This is a genomic window from Streptomyces sp. NPDC007095 (genome assembly GCF_040634475.1).
GTDB lineage: Bacteria > Actinomycetota > Actinomycetes > Streptomycetales > Streptomycetaceae > Streptomyces.
On sequence record NZ_JBEYFS010000125.1, the window covers coordinates 22,921 to 34,813 of the forward strand.

9 protein-coding genes are annotated in these 11,893 nt (G+C 69.6%); 6 read left to right on the forward strand and 3 right to left on the reverse strand.

Annotated features, from left to right (window positions below; genetic code table 11):
* Window positions 1-64 precede the first annotated feature (64 nt).
* From ABZ656_RS34615 to ABZ656_RS34625, 3 genes are all read right to left on the reverse strand, one after another.
* On the reverse strand, window positions 65-1,204 hold the full coding sequence (locus ABZ656_RS34615) for an ABC transporter permease (protein WP_101403091.1): 1,140 nt from the start codon (window positions 1,202-1,204) through the stop codon (window positions 65-67).
* Complete coding sequence (locus ABZ656_RS34620; protein ID WP_360273305.1) at window positions 1,201-2,748, reverse strand: sugar ABC transporter ATP-binding protein; 1,548 nt, start codon at window positions 2,746-2,748, stop codon at window positions 1,201-1,203. The genes ABZ656_RS34615 and ABZ656_RS34620 overlap by 4 nt, the downstream gene beginning before the upstream one ends.
* 199 nt (window positions 2,749-2,947) lie before the next feature.
* Entirely contained in the window at window positions 2,948-5,812 is a 2,865-nt protein-coding gene (locus ABZ656_RS34625) for a SpoIIE family protein phosphatase (protein ID WP_101403092.1), read from the reverse strand.
* Between the two features lie 354 nt (window positions 5,813-6,166).
* Between ABZ656_RS34625 and ABZ656_RS34630 the strand changes: the two genes are divergently transcribed.
* The 6 genes from ABZ656_RS34630 to ABZ656_RS34655 all read left to right on the forward strand — a co-directional run bounded on the left by ABZ656_RS34630 (window position 6,167) and on the right by ABZ656_RS34655 (window position 11,212).
* Complete coding sequence (locus ABZ656_RS34630; RefSeq protein WP_101403093.1) at window positions 6,167-7,156, forward strand: alpha/beta hydrolase; 990 nt, start codon at window positions 6,167-6,169, stop codon at window positions 7,154-7,156.
* Window positions 7,157-7,217: 61 nt separating this feature from the next.
* The gene (locus ABZ656_RS34635; RefSeq protein WP_218978148.1) at window positions 7,218-7,934 is read left to right on the forward strand and encodes an SDR family oxidoreductase; all 717 of its coding nucleotides are present in this window, start codon (window positions 7,218-7,220) and stop codon (window positions 7,932-7,934) included.
* Between the two features lie 404 nt (window positions 7,935-8,338).
* Window positions 8,339-8,647: a VWA domain-containing protein gene (locus ABZ656_RS34640; protein WP_360273287.1), complete on the forward strand. Its 309-nt coding sequence runs from the start codon at window positions 8,339-8,341 to the stop codon at window positions 8,645-8,647.
* A 168-nt stretch (window positions 8,648-8,815) separates the two neighbouring features.
* Window positions 8,816-9,496 (forward strand): DUF6308 family protein, encoded by a 681-nt coding sequence (locus ABZ656_RS34645; protein ID WP_360273290.1) that lies wholly within the window; start codon window positions 8,816-8,818, stop codon window positions 9,494-9,496.
* A 174-nt stretch (window positions 9,497-9,670) separates the two neighbouring features.
* On the forward strand, window positions 9,671-10,012 hold the full coding sequence (locus tag ABZ656_RS34650; protein WP_129592210.1) for a hypothetical protein: 342 nt from the start codon (window positions 9,671-9,673) through the stop codon (window positions 10,010-10,012).
* A 60-nt stretch (window positions 10,013-10,072) separates the two neighbouring features.
* Entirely contained in the window at window positions 10,073-11,212 is a 1,140-nt protein-coding gene (locus ABZ656_RS34655) for a winged helix DNA-binding domain-containing protein (protein WP_101403096.1), read from the forward strand.
* Window positions 11,213-11,893: the final 681 nt, after the last annotated feature.

The following is an 11,893-nucleotide window of genomic DNA, read 5'->3' on the forward strand; positions in this document are numbered from 1 at the left end:
CTCGCGGAGGAAGGGGCGGGACGACGCGGCGGAGGGCACACACAGGCGGTACCCGTGGAGTGGATCATGGAGTAGTGCCCGCCGCGCCACCGTCCCGAGTCGGGGAGGAGGGCGGCGGAGGCGGCGCGTCGGGCGAGTCGCGGGCTGCCACGGCGCCGGTGCGAAGGCGGCGGGCGGAGTAGCCGGACAGACCGACAGCCACGAGCAGGGTGCCGCCGTAGAACAGCGGAATCGTCCAGAAGCCCGCGCCCATCTGCCCGATCCCCGCGAGGCCCACGGCCAGGACGGCGACGGCGACGACGGTGCCCATGGCGTTGAGGCGGCCGGGTCTGATCGCCGTGGAGCCGAGGAGAGCGGCGGCAAAGGCGGGCAGCAGGTAGTCGAGGCCGACGCTGGGGTTGCCGATCTGCTGCTGGGCCGCGAGCAGGACGCCGGCGAAGCCGACGATCAGTCCCGACGCGGTGAACGCGTAGACGCAGTACCTGCGCGTCGGGATGCCGATGAGGCCGGCGGCGCGCCGGTTCGCGCCGATGACGTACAGGTACCGGCCGAACGGCAGCCGTTCCAGCACCACCCAGAGCGCGACGGCGAGACCGAGCACGTAGAAGGCGGGGAGGGGAAGGCCGAGGAACGTGGAGTCGTAGAGGTCGGCGAAGGCGGCGGGGAGGCCCTGCGGGCCGGGGACGATCCGCCCACCGTCCGTGACCCAGCCGGTCACGGCGTACAGCATGCTGCCGGTTCCGAGAGTGGCGATGAAGGAGTTGATCCGGCCGAACTCGACGATGACACCGTTGAGGACGCCCACGACCGCCCCGCCGAAGAGCACCGCGAGGCAGGCGAGTGGCCAGGGCCAGCCGTTGTTGACGACGAGTTGCATCACCATGACGTGCGCCAGGCCGAGGCCGTAGCCGAGGGAGAGGTCGAAGCTGCCCGTCACGATGGGAACCATGGCGGCGAGTGCGAGGACGGCCGGGATCGACTGGGTGGACAGGATCGCGTCGATGGTGTCCAGCGTGGGGAAGGTACGCGGCAGAGCGAGGGAGAAGATCAGGAAGAGCAGGGCGGTGAGCGCGAGGAGGCCGTACCTGCCGATGAGGTGCCCGCCCGGTCCGCGCGGTCGCCGCGGACCGCCCGGTCTGCCGAGGTGCCGTAGTGGCCCCGTCCGCTGCTGCCGGGGGCGGGGAGGGGAGGGGGAGTCCGTCATGGGTGGGTCGCGGTTCCGGAGAGGGGCATGGCCGACGCCGCCCGGGTGAGCCCGGCGACGGTGAGGTCCGGACCGCTCAGCTCGGTCGTCACCGACCCGCGGACGAAGACCAGGGCGCGTCGGCACACGCCCGCGACCTCCTCGAAGTCGGTGGAGATCAGCAGGACCGCGAGGCCGGCGGCCAGCCCGTCGTTGAGCAGGCGGTAGACCGCGGCCTTGGCGCCGATGTCCACGCTCGCGGTCGGCTCCTCGAGGATCAGCAGGCGCAGGCAGACCCGGAGCCACCGGCCGATCACGACCTTCTGCTGGTTTCCGCCGGACAGGGTGGCGATGGGAGCCTCGCTGTCGGGAGGCCGCACCGAGAGCCGTTCGATCAAGCCGGCTGCCTCGGCGCGTTCGCGGCGGGGACTGATCCAGCTCAGCGCCGACAGGCCGCCCGCGCCGGGGTTGGCCAGGAGGTTCTCACGTACCGTCAGCTCGGCGGCGCAGCCCTCCCGCTGTCTGTCGCCGCTCACGAAGCCCACCCCGAGGCCGACGGCGTCGGCTACCGTACGCGGGCTGTACGGCCGACCGCCGAGCAGGACACGCCCGTCGAGGACGGCCCGGGAGCCGGCGAGGGCTCGGCCCAGGTCCATGTGCCCGGCGCCCGAGAGTCCGACCAGGCCCAGGACTTCCCCGGCTCTGAGGTCCAGGCTGACGGGTCCCGCGCCTGCGGTTCGTACGCCGTCGAGGGTCAGGACGGCCGGGCCGTCGGCCGGGATCGTGCCGGGCCGGTAGTCGGCCGGTGCCTCGCCGACGATGTCGTGCACCAGACGGGCGGGGCTGCGGCCCGCCAGTCGGCCGTGGCTGACGAGCTGGCCGTCGCGCAGGACGGCGAAGGCGTCGGCGACCTTGTACACCTCGTCCAGCCGGTGGCTGACGTAGAGGATGCCGTGCCCTTGGTCGCGCAGGGCGTGGAGCGCGCGGAAGAGGCGGGCGCAGTCCGCGGCGGGCAGTCGGGCGGTCGCCTCGTCCAGGACGAAGAGCTTCGCGGGTGCCGCCAGCGCACGGGCGATGGCGACCAGCGAGCGCTCGGCGGGGGAGAGCCGGGCGATCGGCGCGTCGGGGTCGAGATGTCCGGCGACGATCCTCAGGGCGTCGGCGCAGCGCTCCCGGGTACGCCTCCAGGAAATCAGGCCGGCGCGCCGGGGATACCCGATGCTCAGAGCGATGCTCTCGGCGACCGTCATCCACTCCACGAGACCGAGGTCCTGGTGGATGAAGGACATGCTGCGGGAGGCGGCATGACTTCCGAGCGGGTGCCCGTCCACCGTGATCTGTCCCGCATCGGCGTGGTGGACGCCGGCGAGCACCTTGATGAGCGTGGACTTTCCGGCACCGTTGGGCCCCAGGAGGGCCAGGACGCTGCCGGCGTGGACGTCGAGGTCGACCCCGGACAGGGCGAGTGTCCCGCCGAACCGCTTGCCGAGCCCGCGGATGCGGACGAGAGGCGTCGCCCCCAGGGGCGGGACGTCCTTCCGGGAAGTGTCGGGAGCGTCATGCACGGACATCTCCGAGGGGTCGGCCGGCGAGTTCTTTCCGACCTTCATCGCTGCAATCAGTGGGGTGAATTCGAGTATTTCAGACATCTTGCCCGCTGCTGCGACTCCAGCGGGTCAGCGGGGCGCCCGGGCGATCCGCGTGTCCCACGCTCGGCTCTCCCCTGTTCGCCGGGCGTGTCCGCTGGACTGCGCAGGCACTCCTTCAGGCGCCGTCGAGCCCGCATTCGGCCCAGATGACCTTGCCCTCGGGCAGATAGCGCGTACCCCAGCTCTGTGCCAGCTGGGCCACGAGGAACAGGCCACGGCCGCCCTCGTCGGTGCTGGCCGCCCGGCGCAGGTGCGGGGCGGTGTTGCTCGCGTCGGAAACCTCGCAGATCAGGGTGCGGCCGTGGAGCAGTCGTACCCGGATGGGCCCGGCACCGTGGCGGATGGCGTTGGTCACCAGCTCGCTGAGCATCAGCTCGGCGGCGAACGCGGCCTCGTCGAGTCCCCAGTCGGCCAATTGCCGCAGGGCGGCGGCGCGGACTTCACTGACCCGGGCCGGATCGGCGGGCAGGTCCCAGGCGGCGATCCGGCCCGGGTCCACGGCGTGGGTGCGGGCGACGAGCAGCGCGATGTCGTCGCAGGGGTGGGCGGGCGCGACGGTTTCCAGGACCGTCTGACAGGTCTGTTCCGGTGTGTGCTCGGGGTGGGCCAGGGCGCCGCGGAGCTGATTGAGGACCACGTCGACGTCGCGGAGCCGGTCCTCGATGAGTCCGTCCGTGTAGAGGAGCAGCCGGCTGCCCTCGGGGAGGTGGATCTCGGCGGCTTCGAAGGGCAGGCCTCCGAGGCCGAGAGGGGGCCCGGCGGGCAGGTCGGGGAACGACACCGTGCCGTCGGGTAGCACCAGCGCGGGCGGAGGGTGGCCTGCCCGGGCCACGGTGCACTGCTGCGAGGTCGGGTCGTAGATGGCGTACAGGCAGGTCGCACCGATGACACCGACACCGGCGGCGGCGGGTTCCTCCCGGTCCAGGCGTCCCACGAGGTTGTCGAGGTGGGTGAGGACTTCGTCCGGGGGAAAGTCGAGTTCGGCGAAGCTGCGCGCGGCGGTGCGCAGCTGGCCCATGGTGGCGGCGGAGAGCATGCCGTGGCCGACGACGTCCCCGACGAAGAGGCCGATACGGGTGCCGGAGAGGGGGATGACGTCGTACCAGTCTCCGCCCACGTCGGATTCGGCGGGCAGATAGCGATGAGCGATCTCGACGGCGTCCTGGTCGGGCAGATCGTGTGGCAGCAGGCTGCGCTGGAGGGTCAGGACCATGGTGCGCTCACGCGTGTAGCGCCGGGCGTTGTCGATGGACAGGGCGGCGCGGTTGGCGAGCTCCAGGCCCAGCGAGCGGTCGTCGTCGCCGAAGGGGGCGGGGTCCTGCGCACGGTAGAAGCTGGCGATGCCCAGGATCACGCCGCGGGCGACCAGGGGGACCGCGATGAGGGAGTGGACCTGGGTGAGCAGCCGTTCGGTGTGCTCGGGGTCCTGGGCGAGCCAGCCCGCAGCGGCCTTCAGATCCGGTTCCAGCACTGCCTGCCCGTTGGCCAGACAGCGCATCTGGGGCGTGGTCGGACCCAAGTCGACCCGTTTTCCGACCGGGCTGAACGGAAGGTCGTCGCGGATGCCGTGCACCACCGTGCGGTGCAGGTCAGTGCGGGGGTCCGCGGACTCCTCGCCACGCAGTACGGCCTCGGGCAGGTCGATGGTGACGAAGTCGGCCAGTCGTGGCACCGCCGTCTCGGCGAGTTCCTGGGCGGTACGACGCACGTCCAGGGTGGTGCCGATGCGGGCACTGGCCTCGGACAGCAGCTCGAGGCGGCGGCGCGCGGCCAGGGCGTACGTCCCCACGCGCGGTTCCCCCACCATCACGAGCCCTCTTGTCTGGGGCGGGGCGCCGGGGTGATCGTCCGCCGCGCCACCCCCGCCGACGGCGCCGAACGGGCCGTAGGCGGTGTCGGGAAGGTGCCCGGACAACGCGGCGACGGACAGACGCCCGGGGGCCGCCGTGGCCGGAACGAACCGGGGTGGCCGGACAGCAGTGGTCACGGCGAGCCGGCTGGAGAAGCCCGGCGGTACGTCGACCCGGGTCGGGACGGCGAGGGGCTCTCGTGGTGAGGGGCCGGGGAGGACGGCCTCGATGGCAACGCCTTCCACCCCTGAGCCACTCCTCATCGGACGGCTCACGAGAGTGACCCGCCGACCGCCGAGCAGGGACACGACGACGGCGGCCCGCTGCCCGCGCGAGATCAGCTCGGCGGCCTTCTCCGTGAGGACCGCCCGGTCGCGGGGGTGCAGCTCGAGGGCCAGTTCGTCCACGCCGATCGTGTGATGAAGGTCGACGGAGGCTATGGCTCCGGTGTCCATGTACGCCCGCAACAGAGCGCGCTCACGCGCGGAACTCTGCCCCAGCAGCCGCCGCTCGATGGCCTGGGCCGCCTTGCGTATCGTGGTCGCCAGCGCGGCGTCTTCGGTGCTGCTCGGATAGCCGAAGCACAGGACCCCCTCGATACGACCGCTGAGCGGATCGCGGACGGGAAGGGCGCGGCAGGCGCTTCGCTGGGAGCGCTCGGCGAAGTGCTCGGCACCGTGAACCCGGATGAGTTGCCGCTCCGCCAGTGCGAGACCGATGCCGTTGGTACCCGCGACCCGCTCGGCGAACACGAATCCCGGAACGCGCTGAAACGCCGGAAGGCTCCTGGCCAACGACGCCTCTCCGAAACGGCGCAGGAGGACCGTCCCGCTCGCGTCGGCGACGGAGATGTTCATCTTGCTGCCGCCGAACATGGCCTGCAGCCGGTCGAGCACGGGGACGGCCGCGCGAACGATTCGGGCGTCCCGGTCGAAATCCTCCCTGAAGGGGAGGTCGGCCTGGTCCGGCGAGAGGCCGAGGGAGCGGCTGCGCTGCCACGAACTCAGGATCGATGTGCGCACGCCTGCCTCGACCGGCTCACCCTGAAGAAACCGCTCACGGGAACGGGCAGGCCCTGTGCCGCCTGTCGCGCGCCCCGTCGGCATCGTTTCCCCGCCGGTCAGAATCACGCTTCGCCTCACTCGCGTCTTCGACAGTCCATTCGTCGAAAATGCCCTGTCATGCACGAGAATACGGTTATTAATGATATGAGTCACGATTTACGGGGCCTCGAAGGAACCATGACCGTACGGGGTTGACACCAGCGGCATGGACGGGATGGTGTCCGTCGTGGACCAGGACACCGAGGATCTGGACGCCGTGTCCCATACACCGACGATCAGCGCCTGCCCCGTACGGTGCCGAGTCGCCGACGGCACCCGAGTGGGCCAGGCAATTCACTCGTCTGCTTTTCCGTGAGCGCGCGTTCGGCGCAGCCGGGGCAGGCTGGCGTACATCCCGCCGTCCTCCGAAGGAGAGCAGCTATGACGTCGTCCCTCCCTGCGTCGCGGCCTCGACGACGTCGAATACGCGGAACCGCCGCCGCGCTGCTGAGCGCGGCGGTCTTCGCCGCCTCACCGGCCGCCGTCGCGGCCGTCCGGCCCGCAGGCCTCAGCGGCGGCGTCCGCTCTGCCGACGGCAAACCGACAGTGGTGCTGGTGCATGGCGCGTTCGCCGACGCCTCCAGTTGGAACGCGGTCGTCGAGCGTCTGCAGAAGGACGGCTACCGTGTGGTCGCCGCCGCCAATCCGCTGCGCGGTCTGGCCACCGACTCCGCCTCCGTCGCCGGCGTCCTGCGGAGCATCCACGGCCCCATCGTCCTCGTCGGCCATTCCTACGGCGGCGCGGTGATCAGCCAGGCAGCGACGGGCAACCCCAACGTCAAAGCGCTCGTCTACGTCTCCGCCCTCATGCCCGACAAGGGAGAAGTCCTCGGCCGACTGGCCGCCAGGTTCCCCGGCAGCGCGCTCGACCCCGCCCTCAAGAAGGTGCCCTTCCGGAACACGGACGGCACCACCGGCACGGATCTCTATGTCGCTCCTGACAAGTTCCACGCGGTCTTCGCCGCGGACCTGCCCCGGACGACGACCTCGCTGATGGCCGCGACCCAACGTCCGATCGCCGCCTCGGCCTTCAGCGACAAGGCGACTTCCGCCGCGTGGAGGACCATCCCGTCCTGGGCAGCCGTCGCCACCCGCGACAAGGCCATAGCGCCCGACGTGGAGCGCTTCGAAGCCAGGCGAGCCGCTTCCCACGTCATCGAGATCGACTCCTCGCACGTCGGGATGATCTCTCACCCCGGCGCCATCACCGACCTCATCCTCGACGCCGCCCGCGCCCAGGCCCCCGCCACGCCGTCCATGGCCAGAACGGGCTTCCCCACGCTCGGCCTCGCCGGCGCCACCGCTGCGATATTCATCGCGGGTGCGGGACTTGTCACCCTCGGCCGCAAACGGCCGAACCGCATGCACTGATGCACCGGTCGGTCCGGACGCGGCAGGACTCGCCGCCGAGACAGAAGAAGGTACTCCTCGCATCGTGAACAACGTGCAGAAGGTCGCCCTTGTCACCGGCGCTTCGCAGGGCATCGGCGCCGCGCTTGTCACCGCCTACCGCGAACTCGGCTACGGGGTCGTGGCGGTCTCCCGCTCCATCGGCGATTTCAGCGACCCCAAGGCACTGGCCGTGCGGGCCGATGTGGCCGAGCCGGGCGTCGGCGCTCGCATCGTCGACGCCGCTCTGGAGCGGTTCGGCCGGATCGACACGCTGATCAACAACGCCGGAATCTTCATCGCCAAGCCGTTCACCGAATACACCCACGAGGACTACGACGCCGTGGCCGGGGTGAACCTGCGCGGCTTCTTCGAGGTCTCCCGCAGCGCCGTCGCCGCCATGCTCTCCCGGGCCGGTGGGGGCCACCTGGTGAACATCTCGACCACCTTGGTCGACCACGCGGACTCGCGGGTGCCCGCAGCGCTCGCGTCGCTGACCAAAGGCGGGCTGAACGCGGTCACCAAGGCGCTGGCGATCGAGTACGCCTCCCGCGGCATCCGGGTCAACACCGTCGCGCTCGGCACCGTCCGCACCCCGCTGCACCCGGCCGCGGAGTACGAGGCTCTCGCCGCGTTGCAGCCGCTCGGCCGGGTGGGCGAGATCGACGACGTGGTCGACGCGATCCTGTACCTCGAGAGCGCCTCGTTCGTCACCGGAGAGATTCTGCACGTCGACGGGGGTCAGAGCGCGGGGCGCTGAGCGCCGGTGTGCCGGGCCCCCGCCGGCACATGCCGGACAGAGCCGTGTCGCTGACCTCGACCTTCGGCTGCCGCCACGTCAACACCCGGTGACGGTCGGTTCGCGAAATACTTTCGGAAACGTGCCGGTGACATAGCGGCGTCGTGTCGCAATACTGTCTCCGTCCGGCTCACGCCTCGTTGAGCGGAATGTGCATCCGTGAAATCGGGGCTGTCGGCCTCACACTCCGTCAATCGGCAGTTCTCGATGCGGATTTCGTGGCGATCCTTCCAGGGGAATTGCATTGATACAGAATTTGGTACGGAAGGCTCTCGTGTCAGCGAGAGCCGTCGGCGTCGGCCTGGTGTTCGCCATCGCCTCCGCCGTGAGTGCGTCGGCGTATCAGCCGAGCTCGTCGAGCTTGTATGTGGCGGACAGCCCAGGAGTCAGGAGCTGCTGATTCTGCCCTCATCGTTGCCCAGGTCGGCGACGAACCCCGGGACAAAGCCGAGGTCCGCTCCCTGCTCCAGAACACTGCCTCGCTCGGGGTGTTCTGGCTGTTCGTCGGGTTCGGCCGCGGGAAGCTCGCGTTCTACAAGAACCTCAACGCCTCCGCCTCGGCTACCTTCACCAACGTTGCCTTCTACGACGCGAGCAAGAACCCGGCATCCGTGCCCGGAGAGCGGTTCTACGCCGGCCTCGTTGAGGCCTTCGCCGCCTGGATGGGGCCTTGAACCGGCATCACCCGCCCAGTGAGTGAGCCAGTCCCGCGGAGGGGCCAGCCACGGCCTTCTTTCCCTTTGCTCACAAAGGCTGTCGAATGCCCAGAGCGATGGAACCGAAACCGCGGGATCGCTGCCCAGCACGCCCCGCGCTCGACAACCGCCTCTCGGAGCAGCCCCGTGTCCACACCTGACCTGCAGCCGTTCACCCGCCGACTGAACAGCCTCATCACCTCTGATCGGGCATCCTCGGATCTCCGACGCTACTTCGGCATCGATCTGCAGCCAGGGGCTGTGCCTTTCACGGGAAGCCGGTTCGAGCACCTGGCCGGCGGGGGAGACCGCCCGGCAGTCGCCAACGCAGTGACCGCCGACGACCTCATCGCGGTGCAGACCTTGTCGGTCAAGATTCCCGCGCAGGCATCCCTGGACCTTCTCGAAGGCGATCTGGGGGCACAGCTGTCCAAGCTGCTGAGCAGCATCCCCTCCGACGTTGACATGGCCGAGGCCGACGCTGCCGTTCTGGCCCCTGGATCACCGGCGGACAGGGCCTGGCACCTTCTCGACGACCAGACCGGAATCGGCTGGGTCACGGCCGGCAAAATCCTTGCCCGCAAGCGCCCACGCCTTCTGCCCGTCTATGACCAGGTTGTTCGTTGCATCTTCGGTCGGCCCCAGTCCTTCTGGCTCACCTTGCATGCTGCGTTGCGCGCCGACCACTACGCCCTCCACCGCAAGCTGCTGGCGCTGCGCGAGTTGGCCGGCGTGCCCGAGACCGTCAGCGCTCTACGGGCCTGTGACGTCGTGCTGTGGATGCGGCACCACGCGGAGCATCGAGAGACGAACTGCGTCTGGGAGTGACACCACCCGGTCAGCCTGGACAGGGAAGAGCGACGCAGGTCGCTGGCGATGCGTCACTACCCTCTCACTTCACTTGGTGGCAGTCGGCGGCTGCGCAGCCTCGCTTGCGTTCTGGTCGCTCTGGTCGCTCTGGTCGCTCTGGTCGCTCTGGTCGTCTGCCGGTGTGTCGGTGGCGTGGTGTTTCTGGAGGGCGGTGAGAACGTCGCCGATGAGGTTGATGGTGGTGACACGGGGGCCGGATCCGATGCCGTCGAGGGCGATGACCGATGCGATTCCCCAGGCGACGGCGGTCAGAGCTGCCGCTGTCGGGCGCGCGATGGCGGGTGTGCCGTCCTGGTGACGAGGCAGTGTTCCAACCTGGCGCTATTCCGGCTCCTGCACAACCAGGTATCGCTCCCTTCGGCTGCCGACGCCCGCTTCGAACGCGGACAGATCATCGAGCGCCAGGGTCCGTCGCTGCCTGACCAACTCGCCCTCAAGGCGGCGAACGCTCAGACCGACAAGCAGGTGCCTTGAACTGATAGCCCCGTACCGGCGATTGCTTTGCGCCAGAGCCGAAAATGGCATGATCCGATCATGAGTATCACCGCGCGACAGCTCGCCCTGGCCATGTTGGACCGTCAGCTCTTGCTCGAACGCCGGCGTCTCGATGTGGCGGAGGCGGTTCGCCGGGTCTGTGCCCTGCAGGCGCAGGCACCAGCGTCGCCGTACCTGGCGCTCTGGAACCGTGTGCAGGACTTCGCGCCCGAGGATCTCGACGTAGCGTTCGCGCACGGTCGGATCGTGAAGGCAACCCTCATGCGGATCACGCTGCACGTCGTCCATGCCGAGGACTACGAGCCCTACCGCGCTGCCATGCTGAGCACTCTGCGGGCGTCACGGCTGTACGACCGCCGTTTCACCGCAACAGGGCTGACCGCAACCGACGCCGACGCGCTGCTCCCAGAGCTCGCCGGTTTCCTGAAGCGGCCCCGCACCGGCGCCCAGGTGGAGGACGAGGTCACAGGGAGGTACGGCGAGCACGCACACCGCGTGTGGTGGGCGCTACGCACGTTCGCGCCAGTGCATCATGCACCGACCGGCGGCCCGTGGTCGTTCACGCAGCCGAACACCTACCGTGCCTCCCCTGCGGCCCCTGCGGCCGCGCCACAGGAAGCCGACGCTGGGGTCCAGCGCCTGCTGCTCGCCTACCTGCGGGCGTTCGGGCCCGCCTCGGCGCAGGACTTCGCCCGGTTCACCCTGCTGACACGCACCGCGATAACCAAAGCTCTGCAAGAGCTCGGCGACCAGGTGGTACGGGTGCAAGGACCCGGCCGCGCCGCCCTGTTCGACTTGGCCGACGCTACCGTGCCCGCCGATGACACCCCGGCGCCGCCGAGGTTGCTGCCGATGTGGGACAGCACGCTGCTGGCTCACGCCGTCCCCGGCCGAGTCATGCCTCCGGAGTACCGACCCCTGGTGGTCCGGCGTAACGGCGACGTGCTGCCCTGCCTGCTCGTCGACGGGCAGGTCGTCGGAGTGTGGCGTGCAGCTGACGGCGGACTGGAACTGACCGCCTTCCGCAGGCTCGGCAAGGTTGCGTGGCAAGGTCTGACCGAGGAGGCGGAAAAGCTGAGAGTCCTGCTCGCCGACCGCGATCCAGCCGTCTACCGGCGCTACGGACACTGGTGGGACAAGGGGTTTCCCCACGTCGAGAGGACGATCGTCAACGGCTGACCGCGCCCGGCGAGCAGGGCCTGTTCGGTGGCTCTGGGAGCCGCGAGGTAGCTGAATGTTGTGGTCGCCGATCTGCGCATGTTCGATCACGTGGGCTCGTACGAGATACCTGACTTCTCTGGGGGAGTGAGGCCGTCGTAGTGGTGTGCACCTCGGGTTTGTGCAGCTCAGCCACTCGTGTTCGAACTCTAGCTAGTGCAACAGCTGTGGTGCTATCGCTGGTTGGAGTGTCTCTGAGAGGGCGGTACGTGACTTGATGTCTGTAGTGCCCTGTCGGCTGGGGTAGGCAGGCTGCTCGGAGGGCCGCCGTGTGGCTATGGCCGCGGCTGGGCGAACAATCCCTGCTCGGTCTCGACCAGGATGCCGCGCTCGGTCAGCCGCTTGAGTTTCAGGCGGGTGTTGTTGATGTTGTTGGGCGCGATCTCCATGTCCATCGCCTCGCAGACCTGCCGTGCCCGCAGCGGGGCGTGATCGCCGGTGTGACCGCGGGCGCAAAGGGGCGGGCACAGTGTCGCTGGTCGGGGCGCCTGTCCATGTGTGAGTGGGGCTGCCGCATGGACAGGCGTGACCGTGGGCCTCAAGCCGCTTCGAGGAAGGGGTAGTCGGTGTAGCCCTCGGCGCCCGGCCCGTAGAACAGTTCCGGCCGCGGCTCGTTCTCCGGGTGGCCACCCTGCCAGCGCT

Excerpts from the sequence above, each read along its gene's own strand:
- ABZ656_RS34630 (WP_101403093.1), top strand. The coding sequence starts at position 6,167 with ATGACGTCGTCCCTCCCTGCGTCGCGGCCTCGACGACGTCGAATACGC.
- ABZ656_RS34615 (WP_101403091.1), bottom strand. The coding sequence starts at position 1,204 with ATGACGGACTCCCCCTCCCCTCCCCGCCCCCGGCAGCAGCGGACGGGG.
- ABZ656_RS34640 (WP_360273287.1), top strand. The coding sequence starts at position 8,339 with ATGTGGCGGACAGCCCAGGAGTCAGGAGCTGCTGATTCTGCCCTCATC.
- ABZ656_RS34655 (WP_101403096.1), top strand. The coding sequence starts at position 10,073 with ATGAGTATCACCGCGCGACAGCTCGCCCTGGCCATGTTGGACCGTCAG.